This is a genomic window from Anaerobacillus sp. QJM3NY_32 (genome assembly GCF_056173645.1).
Genome location: NZ_CM149684.1, coordinates 2821680 through 2841238, shown reverse-complemented (window position 1 = coordinate 2841238; position 19559 = coordinate 2821680). Strand labels below are relative to the sequence as shown.

The window sequence follows — 19559 nt, the reverse complement described above, 5'->3', positions numbered from 1 at the left end:
AATCAAAAACCGACACGTTTATCAACTTTTCCTGTTTAAAAAAGCAACTTTCCCGTATAAGTTTTCCAAACATCGCCGATTCTATTTGCGAAAGGAGGATTCACGTGATAAAATCCATTTCTATTCTTATTCCTATCCTTATATTGTTAACGGCGTGTCAAACGATATATAAAAGCGAGGATCAATCTCCATTTGGGCCAAGAGAATATTTTCGCTCAATAGAAATGGCTCCCATCGGAGCCGCAATAATGAAAGATCATAAACCGTTAAGTTCATTAGAAGCTATTCGGAAAAAAATAAAAAACGAGTCTGCTATAAATGATGTCATTATTTTATCCCGTAATGACCAAACGGTGGTGGCGTTGAAACCTTTTGCATATACAAGACAAGATATAGAGCCATTGCTTACAGAGTACAAGGAATGGTTTCAAGCAGAAGGATTGGCGGTTGTCTTCTTATCAGAACCTGATCACTTTCGAAAAGCGAAGAAAATGAAGACGACTGATGAAGTAACAAGCGAAGAGTGGACTTCTTCATGGGGGAACTACTTTGAAATCGAATAAAACAAAAAGGCCAACCCTGGATACGATCAAGGTTGGCAATGTTTAAATCCCGATAAGAGAAACTTGCTTATCAAGTCTGCGCCTTTCGATCTCACGTTGAATAAGACCAATAAAGTCGCTACTTAGCTTTAATTCTTTTGCCTTATAAAAGGATTCAATCAATAAGTCATCTGATAACTTTTCCATGATTAAGCACCTCCTGAATAAGGTTCTATTCTCCGTCTAGTCCGCATATTGTGTATGTGGATCTTTTATTTGCAGTAAGCTTACCACGTAAACATACGGAGAACAACCGTTCCGTTATCCACAGTGAAGAGTGGATAATTTGTGGGTATCATGTTTATATCTTAGTCATTCACAATGATTTTATGGTTTGTTTATGTTAATAATGTTATCCACATATTTTGTGAATGACATAATGTGTCGAAAAATTTTGATTTTATTATTTTGTTTTCATTTTGTTCATTCCTAAGTTAATAGTTGTACGAGGTGAAAATATTGATACAATAGGGATGTCACTAATAGTAGGAGTGTTGCAATTTGCTAAATAAGTTTTTACCAAATGAACATGTACAAGACATCTTTCAAATAAGTCCAGAATTATTGAAAGAGCGAGGCATTAAGGGCATTATTACTGATCTCGATAACACCCTTGTGGAATGGAATAGAGCTGACGCCACACCTAAGTTGCTAAAATGGTTTAAGCAAATGAGTGATGAGGGCATTCTCGTTACCATTGTTTCGAATAATAATAAGACAAGAGTAGAAAAGTTTGCCTCACCAGTTGAGGTGCCATTTATATATGAAGCTCGAAAACCGATGACTAAAGCTTTTCGGAAAGCGTTGAAGGATATGAGTCTTAGCGCAGATGATACTGTAGTTATTGGAGATCAAATTTTCACGGATGTGGTCGGAGGAAATCGCATGGGCCTTCATACAATTCTTGTCGTGCCAGTTGCAAGCACAGATGGGTTCTTTACGAAATTCAATCGAAAAATAGAAAGCATTTTCCTTACCTGGATGAAACGAAAAGGGAAGATAAATTGGGAGGAATAAGTTTGGACAACGAACAAATTATTTGCGCCGGATGCGGTGTACACATTCAAACAGAAGACAAAAACGTACTTGGCTATGCACCACCGTCTGCACTTAATCGAGACGTCATTATATGTCAGCGTTGTTTTCGTTTAAAGCACTATAATGAAATTCAAGACGTTTCTTTAACAGATGATGACTTTTTAAAAATACTAAATGAAATTAGCCAAACGGATGCTCTTATCGTCAAGATTGTCGATATCTTCGATTTTAATGGAAGTTGGCTTCCTGGTATTCAGAGATTCGCAGGAGGAAATCCTGTTTTATTAGTTGGAAACAAAGTAGATTTGTTGCCCAAGTCAGTAAACAAATCAAAGTTAGTAAAGTGGATGCAAACAAGCGCCAAAGAGAATGGACTAAAGCCTGCTGATGTCATGTTAATGAGTGCAGAAAAAGGCGATAGCGTTATGGATGTAGCAGGTGAAATTGATCGCTTGAGAGATGGAAAAGATGTTTATATAATTGGCTGTACAAATGTTGGTAAATCAACTTTTGTAAATCAACTTATACAAGAGTTTGGCGGAGATGAAGAGCAAATGATTACAACAAGTCAGTTTCCAGGTACAACACTTGACTTGATTGATATTCCGCTTGATGATGGAAGTACATTATATGACACTCCAGGTATTATTAATCATCATCAGATGGCACACTTTGTCAACGCTGAGGAATTAAAAGTGATTAGTCCAAAGAAAGAAATTAAGCCTAAAGTATTTCAGTTAAATGAAGGACAAACGCTGTTTTTCGGTGGACTTGCACGCCTTGATTTTGTTGAGGGCGGAAGACAGTCTTTTATTTGTCATGTGTCAAATGATCTCTATATCCATCGTACAAAAATTGAGAAGGCTGATGATCTTTATGATGAGCATCTAGGAGAACTTCTTTATCCTCCAGGAAATCAGTCAAAGAAAGAGCTGCCTGCTCTAGTTGGTCATGAACTCCGGATCAAAGAGGAAAAGATGGATATCGTTTTTTCAGGTCTAGGATGGGTAACCGTATCCGGTAAAGGAACAACTGTGAAAGCATATGCACCTGAAGGAGTAGGCGTGTCTATTAGAAAATCACTCATCTAGGAGGCAGATAATGGGGAAGTTATATGGACTGATTGGTCATCCTATAGGACATTCGATGTCACCGATCATGCATAACGGTGAATTTAAAGAGCTTGGTTTATCGCATCATTACCATGCATTTGATCTATCGCCAGAACAGCTGGAAGATGGTGTGGATGCAATGAAAATGCTTGATATTCAAGGTTTCAATGTGACCATTCCACACAAAGTCGCCATTATTCCATTACTAGATGAGGTGGAGCAAGAAGCTATTGATATTGGTGCGGTTAATACGGTTTATAAGCGTGATGGTAAATATATCGGTACGAACACTGATGGATCAGGTTATTTACTTTCGTTGCTCACTTTGATTGGAGAAAAAAACTTGAGCGGAAAGAAAATCCTTGTTATTGGTGCTGGAGGCGCTGCTCGAGCAGTTGCTGTTTCTGTTTCCCAATCCGAGGTGGCATCTTTAACGATTGCCAATCGAACACTTGAGAAAGCAGAAGAGCTATCAAAATTATGTCAACATTACAGCGTGGCAAATGCTATAACGCTATCTGAAGCAGAGACTTCATTGGGACAGTTCGATATCGTTATTAATACAACGTCTATTGGTATGAGCCCTCACCTTGATCGAATGCCAATATCACTTGAACATATAAGATCAGGTACGGTTGTTAGTGATTTGATTTATAATCCACTAGAAACAAAATGGATGAAGCTTGCAAAATCAAAAGGCGCAGTCACTGATAATGGCATCTCGATGTTCGTTGAACAGGGGGCGCTTGCATTTGAAAAGTGGACAGGAGTCTCGCCTGATCGGAAACGAATGCGAAATACGGTTTTAAAAGAGCTAGGAGGATATTAATGTTAACAGGAAAACAAAAGCGTTTCTTACGCGCAAAAGCTAATCGTCTAAACCCTATTTTCCAAGTAGGAAAAGGTGGCGTGAATGAGAATATGACAAAACAAATTGAAGAAGCATTAGAGGTTAGAGAGCTTATTAAAGTAAGCATTCTTCAAAATTGTGACGAAGATCGCAATACAGTTGGGGAACAACTATCAACTGAAACAGGGGCGGAGCTCGTACAAATTATTGGGAATATGGTTGTTTTGTATAAAGAATCAGAAGAGAATAAAGAAATTATTCTTCCATAATGACTGTTGAGAAAAAATTAAGAGTCGGCCTACTCGGTGGAACATTTGACCCCCCTCATCTCGGTCATCTTACCATTGCGCAAGGGGTGCTCGAAACTTGCCAAATGGATGAAATTTGGTTTATGCCAAGTCATCGACCTCCACATAAAAATGGTAGTCATATTACTGATAATCATCACCGTGTGAAGATGGTACAGTTGGCAATAGAGGGGAACCCTTACTTTAAGCTTTCTTTAATCGAATTTGAACGTAATGATCGATCCTATACAATTGATACAATTGAAATATTGAAAGAAAATTATCCTAATATCGATTTTTATTTTATCATTGGTGGAGATATGATTGAGGATCTCCCCAATTGGCATCGAATTGATGAGTTGTCTTCGATGATTTCATTTGTAGGAGTAAATCGACCTGGGTATGATCCAGATAAAGAACGTTACAATGTTTCTGTTATAGACGTTCCTCAAATCGATGTTTCTTCAAGTGAATTAAGAGACGATTTACGCCATAGAAAGAGTGGACGGTACTTGCTTCCAGAAGCCGTCCGAACTTTTATTGAAGAGAAGGGATTATATGAATCGAACTGAAGCGTTAAAGTTAGTTGAGCCTCATTTAACTGAGCATCGCTACGTTCATACTGTTGGAGTAACGGATACTGCAATTGAGCTTGCAGAAAAATATGGCGCAGATCGTCAAAAGACAGAAATTGCGGCTATTTTTCATGATTATGCTAAGTTTCGTCCAAAGGATGAAATGCGCCAGGTTATTATTGATCAAGGATTTCCTGAAGATTTGCTGGAGTATTCGCCTGAACTCTGGCACGCTCCAGTTGGAGCTTATTTAGTACGTTGTGAGATAGGGATTGAGGATGAAGAAATTCTAAATGCCATCAAATATCATACTTCAGGTCGTCCTGAAATGACATTAATGGAAAAATGTGTGTTTATAGCTGATTACATTGAACCAGGACGGTCATTTCCTGGTGTAGATGAGGTCAGAGAAATGGTTCAACAAGATCTCGATCAAGCTATTGCGTTGTCTCTCAGGAATACTGTGCAGTTTCTAATGAAGAAGAATCAACCCGTTTATCCGGCGACGTTCTTAACATATAACAGCATTGTAAAATCATTGAACGCCTGAGAAGAATTGGAGGAAACAATATGAATGAAAACCAAATGATTAACCTTGCTGCAAAAGCAGCCGATGATAAAAGAGCTGAAGATATTGTAGCCCTTAATATGAATGGAGTTTCTTTAATTGCAGATTACTTCTTGATTTGTCACGGGAATTCAGAGAAGCAAGTTCAAGCTATTGCAAAAGAGGTTAAAGACCAGGCATTAGAGCAAGGTATGGATGTGAAGAGGCTTGAGGGATATGACCAAGCGAGATGGGTTCTTGTTGATTTAGGGAACGTCATTGTCCATATTTTTCATAAAGATGAGCGCAACTATTATAATCTTGAGAAATTATGGGGCGATGCACCGCATTTAAGCCTTGAAGAAATTCTGGCATAATATGCAATCGTATGAACGCTTTTCTTATGTTTACGATCGTTTGATGGAAGAAGCTCCTTATGAGAAATGGTCTGCTCTTGTTAAAGGGGAATTGTCTCATGGTCGTATTTTGGATTTAGGATCTGGTACTGGAGAATGTTCAATTAGACTTGCGTCAGCGGGATATGATGTTACTGCAGTGGATCTTTCAGAACATATGCTTTCCGTGGCGCAAGATAAAGCACTAAAATACAATCTTCCTTTAAACCTGCTCCAACAAGATATGAGAGAACTTGATACTGGTGAAACGTACGACATAGTAACGATTTTTTGTGATTCTTTGAACTATGTCACAGATGAAAATGGTGTTCAAGATTCTTTTCGAAGCATTTATAAGCATTTAAAACCAGGTGGGGTTTTGTTATTTGATGTTCACTCTCTTCACAAAATGGAAAACCATTTTATTGGTCATACTTTTGCGAGTAGTGAAGATGACATTTCTTATATATGGAATAGTTATGCCGGGGAAGAAGAGGGATCTGTTGAGCATGAATTAAGCTTTTTTGTAGAAAATGAAGAAGGTCTCTATGAACGATTTGATGAGCTTCATTTTCAAAGAACGTTCCAAACGGATGATTATATAGCCTGGTTAACAGAGGTAGGCTTTTCAAATATTTCAGTAACAGCTGACTTTACTGAGCTAGCTCCAACTCCTACATCTGAGCGCCTGTTTTTTAGAGCTGTGAAATAAAAAAAGAGTGATTTCAATTGAAATCACTCTTTTTTTATTTGGTTAAAGGAAACGGCTAAGTTTTGACGAATGAACTTTAAGTAGTTATTATTTTTGTCTCGATTCTTCCTTGAATTGAATTTTAATTCCTTCGCGATCTTCATCAAATTTTTTATGAGTGCTCTGTATTAAATGACGAAACATCTCTCCAGTTTCCGCTTCGAGAACTTTCAACCCTTCTCCAGTTACGCCTCCTTTTACAGTTACTTTTCTCTGCAATGTTTCAAGTGAAAAATAATCTTTTTCAAGAAGCTTCCCCATCCCGATCAGCATTTCAGTAGCCAAAATGGAAGCCTGTTCATTTGATAAGTCTGTTTCAGCTACTGCTCCTTCGATGAACTGTTGGATCAAGTAACTTAGAAAAGCAGGACCACAACTGACAATATCAGATGAAACTCTAGTGATTTCTTCTTCTGTTTCGATCGGCGTTGAAATTTGTGACATGAGGTAAAGCAATTTCACTTTATTTGCTTCAGAACACTGACTGCTGAATGTTACGAGTGAAGCGCCGCTTAGGGCCCTGTTTGTAATGCTTGGGATGGCTCTTGCAACATCACATGGAACAAACGATTGGAGTTCACTCACCTTTATTGGACTTGTGATGGAAACAACAAGATGCTGGGGTTTAAGTCCAGGTCGAATTTTCTTTAAGAGTGGGAAATACTCATGTGGCTTTACACAAACAAAGATCATATCAGATTTTTTCACTACTTCTTCTGCGCTTCTCACAAGGTTTAACGAAGGGTACTGCCTTTTTAATGTTGCCGCTTTTTCGATTGATCGATTTACTATTGTGAGATGGGAAGGTATTACGGCGCACGAATCAATAAAGGAAGAAATAAGAATTGTCCCCATATTGCCGGTACCAATTACACCGATTTTCAATTTACTCCCCCTCCTTCCATACTCATTTCTCCTACAACATATGTATGAAAGTCTCAATATATGTTTAAGACCATGAAACATTAGAAAGGTATGAGAGAAGAATGAAGTATTTTCGAAATTTAACTGTTCGTGAAAAAGTAATTCTTTCTATTCTGGCCGTTTCGGTTGGTATTAGTTTCCTCTTTTATTTTAATGTATTTGCAGAAAATCAAGACAATCTCTCATTTGATCATGCGCTTTTAGAAAGTGAAGGTGGTGAACTCCAAGAAACAAAAGAAACGGTTGTAGAGAAGCCGGATGAAGTAGTTAGTGTCGTACTGGTAGACGTGAAAGGAGCTGTAGTAGCGCCAGGCGTGTATGAAATAAATAGCAATGGGCGCGTAAAGGATGTCATTAAAAAAGCTGGAGGATTTCTTGAAGATGCCGATCAGGTTCAGCTGAACTTAGCAAGCAAAGTAGTGGATGAAATGGTCATTTATGTACCAATAGTTGGGGAAGTGACATCTAGTTCAGTTAGTTCAGTTAGTGAGAAGCCAAGTGTTGAATCACAGCTCGTTTCAATTAATTCAGCTGATTTAAATGAGCTTCAAAAACTGCCGGGGATAGGTCCTGCCAAGGCTGAAGCAATTGTCCAATTTCGAGAAGACAATGGTAGTTTTACTGCAATAGAAGAATTGATGAACATCAGTGGGATCGGGGAGAAAACGTTTGAGAAATTAAAGGATTTGATTACGGTTCAATGAGATAGATTGACGAGACAGTTTATTTAGATCAAACTAATAGAAGATAAAAGACATTGGGGGGAGAACCTTGGAACGCATTTCGTGGGATCAATATTTTATGGCGCAAAGCCATTTACTTGCACTTAGGAGCACATGCACTCGTTTAACTGTAGGGGCAACAATTGTGAGGGATAAGCGTATGATTGCTGGCGGATATAATGGATCTGTGTCAGGTGGAGTGCATTGTATTGATGAAGGATGTTACGTCATTGATAATCATTGTGTTCGTACCATTCATGCTGAAATGAATGCAATTATACAATGTGCTAAATTTGGTGTGCAAACAACTGATGCTGAAATTTATGTTACTCATTTTCCCTGTCTCAACTGCTGTAAAGCAATTATACAGGCTGGAATTAAAACGGTCATCTACGCTGAGAATTATAAAAATCATCCTTATGCGATTGAATTATTTGAGGATGCAGGAGTAAGTGTTAGACAAGTTGAGCTGGAAGAAATGATTTTGGATACAAATAGTCAAGAGAAACTTGATTTAACGGCTGATTTGTTAAGAAAAGTATCTGATGCTGGACTCGATCCAACAGAAGTAAAACCTTTATATGAGAAAGCTTCAAAACTATACGGCATGTAATGAAAGGGAATTTGTGGGTCATAGCAGCTGCTGCATTCATTGGCGTAATGAGTGTCAATTTTTCAGGCGCCTTTTTTGTATTATTTGTAGTATTACTATGGTTATGGAAGGGCAAGCGAAAGCTATTAATGCTGTTAGTTTGCCTAACCTGCATTCTTTTCTTTAGTTATACAGTTATTGTGAATGTTTTTAATGTAACATCCTTAAAGGAAGGGCCAAGTATTATTCTAGGAACCATTTCGTCAATACCAGAAATTGATGGCGATTTCATGTCATTTGAACTAAAGACTGAAAAAGAGAAATTGAAGGTCAATTATTATATCTCCTCTATACAAGAAAAAAATGAAGTAGAGCAATTAGAAGTTGGTTATACATGTTACCTTTCTGGGTCGCTAGAGCCTCCATCCCCTCTCAGAGTTCCCTCTTTATTTGATTATGAGCGTTATCTTTATTACCAAAACATTCATTGGATTTATGAACTAAAATCAAAGCCTGAATGTCACAAATTATCAAAGTCATTTTTTTCTTTAGTTCAGCAATCTCGTCAAAATGTTTTATCGACCATTGTTTCAGAATACCCAGCCCGCCTTCATGGATTGGCTGCTTCTTTGTTAATAGGCGAACGAAGCCTATTACCAGATGATGTTGAGGAAGCTTATCAAGTTTTAGGATTAAGTCATGTTCTGGCTGTTTCGGGGTTACACGTTGGCGTTGTGGGAGGGGTGTTCTTTTGGTTATGTATCCGTTTAGGACTAACCAGAGAAAAAGCGTATACTTCACTCATTGCATTTTATCCGATTTATATGACTCTAACAGGATGTGCTCCTTCTGTTATGAGAGCTTCATTAATGGCTATGCTAGTTGTCATCAGCTTGCGGCTAAAGTTAAATGTCAATCCGCTTGATGGTGTTTCATTCGCTTGTGTGGTTATTTTATCTGTAAACCCATATTACGCCTACCATATTGGATTTCAGCTTTCTTTTCTCATTGCGTTTGCTTTAATTGTTTCTTCCAAATCGATCATTAATCGTTCAACTCATCCATTCGCTCAGCTTCTTTCTCTTTCTGTTCTCCCTCAAATTATTTCATTCCCCGTTGTTATTTATCACTTTCATCAAATTTCCATTCTAAGTCTTGGATTAAACCTCATATATGTTCCAATTATTTCAGTCATTGTATTACCAGGTTTGATGCTTACCTTTCTATTGCATACCCTCCACTTACATTTTCTTTTTCAATTTATTTCTGAAATTCTCGTTTTTTTTATAGATCATATTCATACTTTCTTTGTATTTATTGCAGGTAAGGATACGATTGTTGTATTCGGGAAAATATCAGCCATAACGCTAATTGTCTCATTAGGCGTAAGTATTGGTATCTTGCTTTTGTGGGAGCGTGGAAATGTTTTCTTAGGCGGAACTTTGTGGAGTGTATTTTGCATCGTATTATACGTTATGCCTTATTTGAATCCATATGGAGAAGTGTCGTTTATTGACGTGGGTCAAGGAGATAGTATATTAATTACATTGCCTTTTCAAAGGCAAGTCATCTTAATTGATACAGGAGGAAGACCGATGTATGGCAATGAGGAAGAGTGGCGAAAAAGAGCTTCATCATTTGATATAGGGGGTGATGTAGTCCTTCCATATATCAAGTCTAAAGGAATTCGTGCCGTTGATTTGTTAATTTTGACACATGGGGATTATGATCATGCGGGGGGAGCCAAGGAGTTGCTTGAAGGGATCTCTGTAAGAAGGTTATTACTCGATCACAGCACAGAACAAACGGCATTAGAAAAAGAGTTGATTCATATTGCGAAAGAAGGGGGGACCACTATTTCTTTAGCGGAGGCGGGGCAATCCTGGTCTCTGAATGACGCTCGATTTACAATTTTTCAGGCTTTAGAGAAAGCAGAAGAGAACGACGGTAGCATTATACTTCATGCACGATTAGGCGGATATAGTTGGCTATTTACAGGAGATCTGGAAGAAGAGGGAGAACGTCGATTGCTTTCAAGTGGTTACCTCAAAGAAATCGATGTACTAAAAGTAGGGCATCATGGAAGCCCTACATCCAGCTCTAAAGAGTTTATTGAGCATTTATCACCTGAGCTTTCGATTATTTCAGTAGGTGTAAATAATCGATATGGTCATCCAAACGAAGAGGTTTTGAAAAGGTATGAAGAACTTCATATTCCAGTCCTCAGAACAGATGAGAATGGTACGGTGAGATACATCTTTAGAAACAACAAAATTGGAAGGTGGTCTGTGATGTTAAATTGAAAATAGACTGCCTGGGGCAGTCTATTTAGCCTAGCGCTTTAATAATTACAGCCGTGAAGAAAATGATGGAAAAGAATAAAAATGGTACTGCAAAGCCAACAGCTGATTGGACAGCGTCGTTCTCCTTAGCTTGAACATCTTTTTCGAACTCGTTCATTTGCCTTCCCTCCTGCTTCCCCAATAGTATTCACTGTTAACTACCTATGTAGTCTTTATGTAGGGGTTTTCCTTTAAATGTACATTTCAAACAATATTGTATCATGTATTATTCCTCATGTCTTTATTATCCATGAACTGTTTACGTTTTTAATGAACGTAATTTATGCGAAAAAATCACTCCCTTTCCTGTAAAGAGTTGTCACCCATACTTTAACTTTGCATAGGATATCCTATCTACTACACACCGAACATCGTTGCTTGGTAAGAGTCCTAGGCCTTACGGAGCAGCGTTTACTATAAATGGGAGGCTGGTTGTAGCAGCCGGCTTCCCTTTTCTACTTGCCAACTTTGTTGTCTGCTATTAGGATAGGAATGGACGAATAAAATCGAGGTGTACATAAATGTCCATTTCAGACTTAAAAAAGAAAATCAAACAGAACAAGTTAGATCCACTATATCTCTTAACAGGAACAGAAGCTTTCCTAATTGATGAGCTGCAAAAAATGATCATTGAACAGGCACTACCTGAAGAGGAAAGAGAATTTGGACTTGCTTATTATGATCTAAACGAAACCCCCGTACAAGCTGCCGTAGAAGATGCTGAAACGCTGCCGTTTCTCGGGGAGAAACGGGTGATAATAGTAAAGAATCCTTTGTTTTTAACAGCTGCTAGGGACAAAAGCAAAGTTGAGCATGATCTTGATTCCCTTCAACGATATGCTGAAAACCCTTCTCCTTTTACGATACTCATTATTGAAGCACCTTATGAAAAGCTGGATGAGAGAAAAAAATTGGTAAAATCAATTAAGAAAGCAGGAGCCTTTGTGAAAGCTGAGGCTTTACAAGAAAGTCATCTTGGGGACTGGCTTCAGCAACGAGCAAAAGAGAATGGTGTTACATTTGACCAGGAAGGTGAAGAGAGGCTTGTTCAATTAACAGGTAGTCATTTGATGTTATTGCAGCAGGAAATTGATAAAATGGCTCTATACGTTGGTGAGGGTGGAGTTGTCAATGCGGAGGTTGTTGATCTCCTTGTTGCAAGAACATTAGAAAATGATATTTTTGCGCTAATAGACCGGATTGTTAGAAAAGACCTAGATAAAGCCTTTCGTATTTTATATGATTTATTAAAAATAAATGAAGAACCAATCAAAATTCTTTCTTTAATCGGCAGGCAGTTTCGAATTATATACCAGGTTAGTGAACTTTCTAAGCGAGGTTATGGTCAAAAGCAAATGGCTTCGACACTTAAATTGCATCCTTACGCGGTTAAAATTGCACAGCAGCAAAGTCGAAGTTTTCATGAAGAAAAGTTGCGTTTTATTCTAGACCAAATCGCAGAATCGGATTATGAAATGAAAACAGGTAGAATGGATAAAAAACTTATTCTTGAATTGTTAGTTACTAAAATTAAAAACACATAAAAAAGCTGTTGGGTTGCCCCAACAGCTTTTAACGTTTTAAGGAATTACGCTGAAATCTCGTTGTACATTTTAGTTAGACGAGATTTTTTACGTGCTACTGTGTTTCTATGAATGATTCCTTTATCAGCAGCTTTGTCGATGCGCTTAGAAGCTTGGTTAAGAGCTGTTTTCGCAGCTTCAACGTCTTTTGCTTCAACTTTCGCTTCAAAAGTCTTGATTGCAGAACGCATTTCAGATTTGAAAGCGAGGTTATTAGCGCGACGATCAGATTGAGTTCTAACGCGTTTAACCGCAGATTTAATATTTGGCATACCTTTCACCTCCTTGCAAGGCTTAACAATTCCATGTCATATCCGTGCATAGAACAAGAAACATTCTATCAAATAGCACAATGAATTGCAATAGAGAATGAAAACCTTATTTCAGGGTTACGCTAACATGTAACAGATAGAATGAGAGGTGATCTGATGGGATTCGTTGATCTAGAAAAATATCAGGTGAGAACAGATCTTGCGGTTGAAGCGCAAGAAATGGTGAAAGAGAAAAAAGCAAAAAGCATGAAAGAAGATAAGCCTGATGGGCTTAAAGGCGTTATTGTGAAAGAAAGAAATGAAAAGGGAGTAAATATTACAACCGTTGAAGTGACAGAAGAGGGTGAGAAAGAGATAGGAAAAAAAGCTGGTCATTATCTTACCTTCGAGGTACAGGGAATTCGTCGAAAAGACTCTGCTCTTCAACAAACCGTTCAGGATGTCTTTGCTCATGAATTTGCGGCTTTCCTTAAACAACAGAATATTGCGAAAGAAGCGAGTTGTCTTATTGTTGGGCTCGGCAATTGGAATGTTACCCCAGATTCACTAGGGCCATTAGTTGTTTCAAATTTGCTCATTACAAACCACTTATTTGAGCTTCAACCAGAAACTGTTTCAGAAGGGTTTCGCCCTGTAAGCGCAATTACTCCAGGTGTCATGGGGGTAACCGGGATTGAAACGAGCGATATTATACATGGGGTTATTGAAAAAGCTAAGCCTGATTTCGTGATTGCAATAGATGCGCTTGCTTCAAGATCAATCGAGCGTGTAAATACAACTATACAAATTTCTGATACAGGAATCCATCCAGGTTCAGGTGTAGGAAATAAGCGTAAGGAGCTAAGCTTTGATACACTCGGCATACCAGTAATAGCGATTGGCATACCAACAGTTGTTGACGCTGTCTCTATAACGAGTGATACGATTGATTTTATTTTGAAACATTTTGGAAGAGAGTTGAAGGAAAAAGGAAAGCCATCGAAATCGTTAGCTCCTGCGGGAATGACTTTCGGAGAAAGAAAAACATATACCGAGGATGATCTCCCGGATGCAGAGAAAAGACAAACATTTCTTGGTATGATTGGTACGTTAGAAGATGAAGAAAAACGTAATTTAATCCGAGAGGTTCTTGCTCCTATGGGACACAACTTAATGGTTACACCTAAAGAAGTAGATGTTTTTATAGAAGATATGGCGAATGTCATATCTGGAGGGCTTAATAGCTGCCTTCATGGTGAAGTAAACCAACAAAACAGTGGAATGTATACCCATTGAGTATATTTTGGTTTTTTTTGCATAGGTATTACTGAAGGACGAGCTATTTCAGGAAGGGGCCGAAGTGATGGTATCTTTTTTTCTTAAATGTTTTCTTCTTGTTTCATTGCTTTTGTTTGGTGTGCTTCTTGGAATGGAACAAGCTTCTAGAAATATGAATCATATGCAGGATCATGAGAGTACTGGAGCTTTTCAAATCAAGACTGCATCCAATGGTGTTGAAGCTGAAATTTTAGGAACATCCATTACACAAAGCGATCTCCAAAATAAACAAGAAACGTTAGAAGGTGCAAATGAATTTAATGTGCTAGGAGACCTCGGTTCAAAGCTTAGTAACTGGTTATCAGCATTAATCAAAACCCTTTTAGCGTTTGTATTCACATTAATTACGACATTTCTTTCCTTTTTTCAATCATAAAGGTCGCATTTGCGGCCTTTTTTAAATTATTGGCTATGTTAAAAATCGAGAATCGAAAGTATAAGTTAACAAAGCTAAGTTATTTTATATATTATTTGAGTCTTGAAAGGTCACAGAGTGTTATTTTTTCTTGTAAAAAAAGAGAGGAATTTCTAAGAGAAATTCATAGTCTATGTAAATGGGTGGATTCCGGATTGAATCTGGACAGCGGTATTGCTATAATCTATACTAGCGTAGTTTCGCCTTAGGAGTGATTGTAGATGAACCTTGAAGAAAAATTGAAAAGACAGTCCAGGATTCGAAATTTTTCCATTATTGCTCATATCGACCATGGAAAATCGACTCTTGCAGACCGCATTTTAGAACGGACAGGTGCGTTAACTGACCGTGAAATGAAAGCTCAAACGCTCGATGCGATGGATCTCGAACGTGAAAGAGGAATTACGATTAAACTGAATTCTGTTCAGCTTACTTATACAGCGAAAGATGGAGAAGAGTACATTTTTCATTTAATCGATACACCAGGACATGTCGACTTCTCTTATGAAGTATCTAGGAGCCTGGCAGCTTGTGAAGGAGCATTATTAATTGTTGATGCAGCACAGGGAATTGAAGCTCAAACGCTAGCGAACGTTTACCTTGCTCTTGATAATGATTTAGAAATCCTTCCAGTTATTAATAAGATCGATTTACCGAGTGCTGAGCCTGAACGAGTGAGGCAAGAAGTAGAAGATGTAATTGGATTGGATGCTTCTGACGCAGTGCTTGCTTCAGCTAAGTCTGGAATTGGTATAGAAGACATTCTAGAACAAATTGTGGAGAAAGTACCCGCGCCACAAGGAGATCCTGAAGGGCCGCTTCAAGCGCTTATCTTTGATTCTCTTTATGATCCATATAGGGGAGTAGTTGCTTATATTCGAATAACAGAGGGATCTGTTAAGGTCGGCGATAAGATCCGTATGATGGCGACAGGTAAAGAATTTGAAGTAAATGAGCTTGGCGTGTTTAATCCTAAGCCGGTATCTAAGAAAGAACTTTCTGTCGGCGATGTTGGTTTCCTTACTGCAGCGATTAAGAATGTGGGAGATTCTCGTGTAGGGGATACAATTACAGCTGTGAAAAATCCTGCTGCAACTCCTCTGCCTGGTTATCGGAGAATGAATCCAATGGTATACTGTGGTCTTTATCCAGTAGACTCAGCGCAATACAATGATCTCCGCGAGGCTCTTGAACGTCTTGAGTTAAACGATTCTTCGCTTCAATACGAAGCAGAAACATCTCAGGCACTCGGCTTTGGTTTCCGCTGTGGTTTCCTTGGACTTCTTCATATGGAAATCGTGCAGGAGCGGATTGAACGAGAATTTAACATTGATTTGATTACGACGGCTCCGAGTGTTATTTATCAAGTTAAACTAACAGACGGAGAAGAAGTGATTATCGATAACCCTGCAATGATGCCTGATGCGCAATCTATTGCGGAAGTGCAAGAACCATATGTAAAGGCGACAATTATGTCACCTAATGATTATGTCGGTGCTATTATGGAATTATGTCAGGGTAAACGCGGTGACTTTATCGATATGCAATATATGGATGAAAGTCGTGTGAATATTGTCTATCATATTCCTCTTTCCGAAATTGTTTATGATTTCTTTGATCAATTGAAGTCAAGTACGAAAGGCTATGCGTCCTTCGACTACGAATTAATTGGGTATAGAGCTTCAAACCTTGTTAAAATGGACATTCTTCTTAATGGTGAGACAATTGATGCTCTATCCATTATCGTTCACAGAGACTTTGCCTATGACCGTGGTAAAGACATTACTGAGACATTGAAAGACCTTATCCCAAGACAGCAATTTGAAGTCCCGATTCAGGCTTCTATTGGACAGAAAATTGTTGCCCGTTCTACAATCAAAGCTATGCGTAAAAACGTACTAGCAAAATGTTACGGTGGAGATATTTCTCGTAAGCGTAAGCTTCTTGAAAAACAAAAAGAAGGTAAGAAACGAATGAAAACGGTAGGTAAAGTAGAAGTGCCTCAAGAAGCATTTATGGCTGTCCTCCGTCAGGATAACACGAAGAATAATTAAGGTGCTTTAGTTGAAGTGCTGAGTTGATTTTTATACTATGTAGGTTAGAAGACCGCAGAGCGTTTCTGCGGTCTTTACATTATGCCAGAAAGCAGTGATTGAAATGGTTAACGCTGTTTATTTACACATTCCGTTCTGTGACTATATATGCCACTATTGTGATTTTAATAAAGTTTTTATGCAAGGTCAGCCTGTGGATGACTATTTAGCTCATATGGATACTGAAATGAAAAATACATTGGAGCGATTCCCGACCAATCGAATAGACACAATATTTGTAGGTGGAGGAACACCTACAGCATTAAACGAAGCGCAGCTTGAGCGCTTTTTAAAAGACGTTCAAGAACGCTTTGGTCCGTATGTATCCGAGCACCTCGAGTTTTCAATGGAGGCAAATCCTGGGAGTGTCACACCTGAGAAGCTTCGAATTATGAAGAAGTACGGTGTGAATCGATTAAGTATCGGAGCTCAGGCATTCCAAGATACGCTTCTAAACAAGCTTGGCAGAGGTCATTCCGTTGAAGAAATCGGAGAAATTGTTCAGATGGCTCAGAGTGAGGGCTTTGTTAACCTCTCACTGGATCTGATGTTTGGATTACCAGAACAAACTATTGAACAATTCTCAGAGTCGATTACAAAAGCAATTGAATTAGGGATTACTCATATTTCTTCTTATTCCTTGCAGGTAGAGAAGAAAACAGTGTTTTATAACAAATGGCGTAAAGGAGAATTACCTCTTCCAACGGAAGAAGCTGAAGCTGATATGTATGAGCTTCTAATGAAACGCCTTGAGGAAGCTGGTCTTTTGCAGTATGAGATTAGTAACTTCGCAAAGCCTGGATACGAGAGCCGACACAACATAACGTACTGGAAGAATAATGAGTACTATGGAATAGGTGCGGGTGCTCACAGCTATATTGATGGGGTACGACGAGCAAATGCTGGTCCGCTTAAGCAATATATGACTAAAATAGATGAGAACAAGTTTCCGTATATGGATGACAATGTTCTAACGAAAAACGAACGAATGGAAGAAGAAATGTTTATGGGCCTTCGAATGAGAGAGGGCGTTTCAAAAGAGACGTTTAAGTATAAATTTAATCAGTCGATTGAGGAAGTTTTTAGTGAACAAATTGAAAAGTTAGTCCGAAGCGACCTCTTGAAAGATACTGGATCACATATTGCATTGACAGAGCAAGGCTTCTTTTTAGGCAATGAAGTATTTCAAGAATTTCTTGCTATCTAGTGACATCGTTGTCAATTAGGCCCTTAGGTTGTTAACTAAGATAGTGATGGTGGTCTTCAGAGTACCCCGATAAAGCGATAATTAAGAGCCTTTCTATTGTTGGAAATGTTTAGTCACAATAATGATTAACGTAATGATTGACAACTAAAATAAGTTTCTGTTACCTTATTAATAGATTTAGCACTCGGCACATTAGAGTGCTAACAGAGGTGATGAGGAGATGTTAACAGAACGTCAACTATTCATTTTGCAGTTATTGATTAATGACTACATTCAAACGGCTGAGCCTGTTGGATCACGCACGATTTCCAAGCGTGAAGATGTGACATTCAGTTCTGCAACCATTCGTAATGAACTTGCGGACCTTGAAGAGATGGGCTACATCGAGAAGACACATAGTTCTTCTGGAAGAGTACCTTCTGAAAAGGGATATCGTTTTTATGTTGATCATCTTCTGTCTCCACCTGTGCTTTCGAAAAAAGATGTGAATAACATTCATTCTCTTTTTGCAGAGAGAATGGTGGAAGTAGAGAAAGTGATTCAACAATCTGCTGGAATACTTTCAGAGCTAACTCAATATACGTCCATTATTCTTGGACCTGAAGTATTTGAAACGAAACTTCGACAAATTCAGATCATTCCCTTGTCAAAGGATACGGCCGTTGTGATTTTGGTAGCTGACAGTGGACATGTCGAGAACCGAACAATGCAAATCCCGCCTTCGGTCAGTATGTCTGATATTGAAAAAGTTGTGAACATCATGAATGAACGCTTGAAGGACGTTCCACTAATCTCCTTGAAGTCGACAATGATGAAAGAAATGGCAACTGTCTTAAAGAAACATATTGAAAATTATAATCAGGTTAATACAATGCTTGAAAATCTTTTTCTCTATACCAATGCTGAAAAAGTGTATTACGGAGGCAAGACTAATATTCTGACCCAACCTGAATTCAAAGATATTGATAAAGTCAGGTTGTTACTTAATACATTTGAACAAGAAGACGTTATGTATAACATACTTCGACCTGAGAAAAATGGAATTGAAGTTAAAATTGGTCAGGAAAATGATCTTGAGGCGATGCAGCATTGTAGCATCGTAACCGCCGACTATTTCATAGAAGGCAAGCGAATGGGCTCTATCGCTTTGCTTGGCCCGACTAGAATGGAATATCATCGTTCAATGAGTATTCTTGGTTTTCTAGCAAATGATCTTACTCGAACCTTGACCGATCGATATCAAAGTTTCAAACACTGGTAAATTGGTAATAGTGAAGAAGGTGGGAGAAACATTTCTTCCATCCTTTTCTATGGGAGAAAGATTTGTTATATTTCGTTAGGGAGGTGAAATTCGTGGAAAAGCAAAACAGTCATCAAGAGGAAGAAGAACTTCTAACTGAAGAGGAAGAGAATCTTGAGCAAAATGCTGAAGAGAATGATGAACCTGAAGTGATTGAAGTATCTGAAACCAATGAAAATGAAGAGCTTGAGAACTTGCAACAGCAGGTTGAAGAGCTTGAGAATAAATATATGCGCACTCAGGCAGAATACGATAACTTCCGCCGCAGAACGCGTGAAGAACGAAATGCAGATGCAAAATACCGTTCTCAAAAATTAGCTGAAGGGTTACTCCCAGCTATGGATAATTTCGAACGTGCACTAGCTGTTCAAAGCGATAGTGAGCAAGTAACGTCATTGCTTACCGGAATGGAAATGGTGTATCGTCAGTTGAAAGAGGCACTTGCTAATGAAGGTGTCGAAGAAATTGGTTCTGTAGGAGAAGCATTCAACCCGCATCTCCATCAGGCTGTCATGCAGGTTGAATCAGATGAACATGATTCAGATGTGGTTGTAGAGGTCTTACAAAAAGGCTATCAACTAAACGATCGCGTCCTTCGGCCAGCAATGGTAAAGGTAAGCTCTTAACTACATATT

23 protein-coding genes are annotated in these 19559 nt (G+C 38.5%); 19 read left to right on the top strand and 4 right to left on the bottom strand.

From position 1 onward, the window contains the following. Positions 1-104 precede the first annotated feature (104 nt). Positions 105-563 carry a hypothetical protein gene (locus AC0VYH_RS14965; protein ID WP_194219479.1) on the top strand — a complete coding sequence of 153 codons (459 nt, stop codon included), beginning with the start codon at positions 105-107 and terminating at the stop codon, positions 561-563. A gap of 42 nt (positions 564-605) precedes the next feature. Here AC0VYH_RS14965 and sda read toward each other — a convergent pair whose 3' ends face one another. After that, positions 606-749 (bottom strand): sporulation histidine kinase inhibitor Sda, encoded by a 144-nt coding sequence (gene sda, locus AC0VYH_RS14960; RefSeq protein WP_226614430.1) that lies wholly within the window; start codon positions 747-749, stop codon positions 606-608. Positions 750-1103: 354 nt separating this feature from the next. Between sda and AC0VYH_RS14955 the strand changes: the two genes are divergently transcribed. Genes AC0VYH_RS14955 through AC0VYH_RS14920 form a run of 8 tightly spaced genes read left to right on the top strand, consistent with a single transcriptional unit; the run spans position 1104 to position 6118 of the window. Continuing rightward, positions 1104-1619, top strand: coding sequence for a YqeG family HAD IIIA-type phosphatase (locus tag AC0VYH_RS14955; RefSeq protein ID WP_475372689.1), 516 nt, complete (start codon positions 1104-1106; stop codon positions 1617-1619). A 2-nt stretch (positions 1620-1621) separates the two neighbouring features. Beyond that, a complete protein-coding gene (gene yqeH / locus AC0VYH_RS14950; protein WP_475372688.1) occupies positions 1622-2731 on the top strand; it encodes a ribosome biogenesis GTPase YqeH in 1110 nt (369 codons plus the stop codon). 10 nt (positions 2732-2741) lie between these two features. Next, positions 2742-3581 carry a shikimate dehydrogenase gene (gene aroE, locus AC0VYH_RS14945; RefSeq protein ID WP_475372687.1) on the top strand — a complete coding sequence of 280 codons (840 nt, stop codon included), beginning with the start codon at positions 2742-2744 and terminating at the stop codon, positions 3579-3581. Continuing rightward, positions 3581-3871, top strand: a complete 291-nt coding sequence (gene yhbY / locus AC0VYH_RS14940; RefSeq protein WP_404681512.1) for a ribosome assembly RNA-binding protein YhbY — start codon at positions 3581-3583, stop codon at positions 3869-3871. The genes aroE and yhbY overlap by 1 nt, the downstream gene beginning before the upstream one ends. Further along, complete coding sequence (locus AC0VYH_RS14935) at positions 3871-4461, top strand: nicotinate-nucleotide adenylyltransferase (RefSeq protein WP_371018229.1); 591 nt, start codon at positions 3871-3873, stop codon at positions 4459-4461. Before yhbY ends, AC0VYH_RS14935 begins: the two co-directional genes overlap by 1 nt. Then, the gene (gene yqeK / locus AC0VYH_RS14930) at positions 4448-5014 is read left to right on the top strand and encodes a bis(5'-nucleosyl)-tetraphosphatase (symmetrical) YqeK (RefSeq protein ID WP_194219486.1); all 567 of its coding nucleotides are present in this window, start codon (positions 4448-4450) and stop codon (positions 5012-5014) included. Before AC0VYH_RS14935 ends, yqeK begins: the two co-directional genes overlap by 14 nt. A 20-nt stretch (positions 5015-5034) precedes the next feature. Next, a complete protein-coding gene (gene rsfS, locus AC0VYH_RS14925; protein ID WP_194219487.1) occupies positions 5035-5388 on the top strand; it encodes a ribosome silencing factor in 354 nt (117 codons plus the stop codon). Position 5389: 1 nt separating this feature from the next. Then, entirely contained in the window at positions 5390-6118 is a 729-nt protein-coding gene (locus AC0VYH_RS14920) for a class I SAM-dependent DNA methyltransferase (RefSeq protein ID WP_430244358.1), read from the top strand. An 87-nt stretch (positions 6119-6205) separates the two neighbouring features. Here AC0VYH_RS14920 and comER read toward each other — a convergent pair whose 3' ends face one another. After that, on the bottom strand, positions 6206-7042 hold the full coding sequence (gene comER / locus AC0VYH_RS14915) for a late competence protein ComER (RefSeq protein ID WP_430244163.1): 837 nt from the start codon (positions 7040-7042) through the stop codon (positions 6206-6208). 101 nt (positions 7043-7143) lie between these two features. Between comER and AC0VYH_RS14910 the strand changes: the two genes are divergently transcribed. From AC0VYH_RS14910 to AC0VYH_RS14900, 3 genes are all read left to right on the top strand, one after another. Then, positions 7144-7785 carry a helix-hairpin-helix domain-containing protein gene (locus AC0VYH_RS14910; protein WP_430244165.1) on the top strand — a complete coding sequence of 214 codons (642 nt, stop codon included), beginning with the start codon at positions 7144-7146 and terminating at the stop codon, positions 7783-7785. Positions 7786-7852: 67 nt separating this feature from the next. After that, complete coding sequence (locus AC0VYH_RS14905) at positions 7853-8416, top strand: ComE operon protein 2 (RefSeq protein ID WP_194219491.1); 564 nt, start codon at positions 7853-7855, stop codon at positions 8414-8416. Beyond that, on the top strand, positions 8416-10698 hold the full coding sequence (locus AC0VYH_RS14900) for a DNA internalization-related competence protein ComEC/Rec2 (protein WP_475372686.1): 2283 nt from the start codon (positions 8416-8418) through the stop codon (positions 10696-10698). Before AC0VYH_RS14905 ends, AC0VYH_RS14900 begins: the two co-directional genes overlap by 1 nt. Before the next feature lie 25 nt (positions 10699-10723). On the opposite strand, the gene AC0VYH_RS14895 is transcribed toward AC0VYH_RS14900, so the two are convergent. Next, positions 10724-10855 carry a YqzM family protein gene (locus AC0VYH_RS14895; protein WP_194219493.1) on the bottom strand — a complete coding sequence of 44 codons (132 nt, stop codon included), beginning with the start codon at positions 10853-10855 and terminating at the stop codon, positions 10724-10726. A 403-nt stretch (positions 10856-11258) separates the two neighbouring features. Here AC0VYH_RS14895 and holA point away from each other — a divergent pair, with 403 nt between their 5' ends. Then, entirely contained in the window at positions 11259-12281 is a 1023-nt protein-coding gene (gene holA, locus AC0VYH_RS14890) for a DNA polymerase III subunit delta (protein ID WP_430244171.1), read from the top strand. Positions 12282-12325: 44 nt separating this feature from the next. On the opposite strand, the gene rpsT is transcribed toward holA, so the two are convergent. Beyond that, positions 12326-12592, bottom strand: a complete 267-nt coding sequence (gene rpsT, locus AC0VYH_RS14885) for a 30S ribosomal protein S20 (RefSeq protein WP_194219495.1) — start codon at positions 12590-12592, stop codon at positions 12326-12328. Positions 12593-12748: 156 nt separating this feature from the next. On the opposite strand from rpsT, the gene gpr reads away from it, so the two are divergent. From gpr to grpE, 6 genes are all read left to right on the top strand, one after another. Then, the gene (gene gpr, locus AC0VYH_RS14880; RefSeq protein ID WP_430244173.1) at positions 12749-13867 is read left to right on the top strand and encodes a GPR endopeptidase; all 1119 of its coding nucleotides are present in this window, start codon (positions 12749-12751) and stop codon (positions 13865-13867) included. A 67-nt stretch (positions 13868-13934) separates the two neighbouring features. Then, positions 13935-14285 (top strand): DUF3679 domain-containing protein, encoded by a 351-nt coding sequence (locus AC0VYH_RS14875; protein ID WP_475372685.1) that lies wholly within the window; start codon positions 13935-13937, stop codon positions 14283-14285. A 260-nt stretch (positions 14286-14545) separates the two neighbouring features. Then, positions 14546-16378 carry a translation elongation factor 4 gene (lepA, locus tag AC0VYH_RS14870; protein ID WP_194219497.1) on the top strand — a complete coding sequence of 611 codons (1833 nt, stop codon included), beginning with the start codon at positions 14546-14548 and terminating at the stop codon, positions 16376-16378. Between the two features lie 103 nt (positions 16379-16481). Further along, the gene (gene hemW, locus AC0VYH_RS14865) at positions 16482-17624 is read left to right on the top strand and encodes a radical SAM family heme chaperone HemW (RefSeq protein WP_194219650.1); all 1143 of its coding nucleotides are present in this window, start codon (positions 16482-16484) and stop codon (positions 17622-17624) included. Positions 17625-17844: 220 nt separating this feature from the next. Next, positions 17845-18885 (top strand): heat-inducible transcriptional repressor HrcA, encoded by a 1041-nt coding sequence (gene hrcA / locus AC0VYH_RS14860; RefSeq protein ID WP_226614406.1) that lies wholly within the window; start codon positions 17845-17847, stop codon positions 18883-18885. Positions 18886-18977: 92 nt separating this feature from the next. Continuing rightward, positions 18978-19550: a nucleotide exchange factor GrpE gene (grpE, locus tag AC0VYH_RS14855; protein WP_194219499.1), complete on the top strand. Its 573-nt coding sequence runs from the start codon at positions 18978-18980 to the stop codon at positions 19548-19550. Positions 19551-19559 lie beyond the last annotated feature (9 nt).

Coding starts and splice junctions, on each gene's coding strand:
- sda (WP_226614430.1), bottom strand. CDS start 749: ATGGAAAAGTTATCAGATGACTTATTGATTGAATCCTTTTATAAGGCA.
- aroE (WP_475372687.1), top strand. CDS start 2,742: ATGGGGAAGTTATATGGACTGATTGGTCATCCTATAGGACATTCGATG.
- yhbY (WP_404681512.1), top strand. CDS start 3,581: ATGTTAACAGGAAAACAAAAGCGTTTCTTACGCGCAAAAGCTAATCGT.
- AC0VYH_RS14935 (WP_371018229.1), top strand. CDS start 3,871: ATGACTGTTGAGAAAAAATTAAGAGTCGGCCTACTCGGTGGAACATTT.
- yqeK (WP_194219486.1), top strand. CDS start 4,448: ATGAATCGAACTGAAGCGTTAAAGTTAGTTGAGCCTCATTTAACTGAG.
- rsfS (WP_194219487.1), top strand. CDS start 5,035: ATGAATGAAAACCAAATGATTAACCTTGCTGCAAAAGCAGCCGATGAT.
- AC0VYH_RS14920 (WP_430244358.1), top strand. CDS start 5,390: ATGCAATCGTATGAACGCTTTTCTTATGTTTACGATCGTTTGATGGAA.
- AC0VYH_RS14910 (WP_430244165.1), top strand. CDS start 7,144: ATGAAGTATTTTCGAAATTTAACTGTTCGTGAAAAAGTAATTCTTTCT.
- AC0VYH_RS14900 (WP_475372686.1), top strand. CDS start 8,416: ATGAAAGGGAATTTGTGGGTCATAGCAGCTGCTGCATTCATTGGCGTA.
- AC0VYH_RS14895 (WP_194219493.1), bottom strand. CDS start 10,855: ATGAACGAGTTCGAAAAAGATGTTCAAGCTAAGGAGAACGACGCTGTC.
- holA (WP_430244171.1), top strand. CDS start 11,259: ATGTCCATTTCAGACTTAAAAAAGAAAATCAAACAGAACAAGTTAGAT.
- rpsT (WP_194219495.1), bottom strand. CDS start 12,592: ATGCCAAATATTAAATCTGCGGTTAAACGCGTTAGAACTCAATCTGAT.
- gpr (WP_430244173.1), top strand. CDS start 12,749: ATGGGATTCGTTGATCTAGAAAAATATCAGGTGAGAACAGATCTTGCG.
- AC0VYH_RS14875 (WP_475372685.1), top strand. CDS start 13,935: ATGGTATCTTTTTTTCTTAAATGTTTTCTTCTTGTTTCATTGCTTTTG.
- lepA (WP_194219497.1), top strand. CDS start 14,546: ATGAACCTTGAAGAAAAATTGAAAAGACAGTCCAGGATTCGAAATTTT.
- hemW (WP_194219650.1), top strand. CDS start 16,482: ATGGTTAACGCTGTTTATTTACACATTCCGTTCTGTGACTATATATGC.
- hrcA (WP_226614406.1), top strand. CDS start 17,845: ATGTTAACAGAACGTCAACTATTCATTTTGCAGTTATTGATTAATGAC.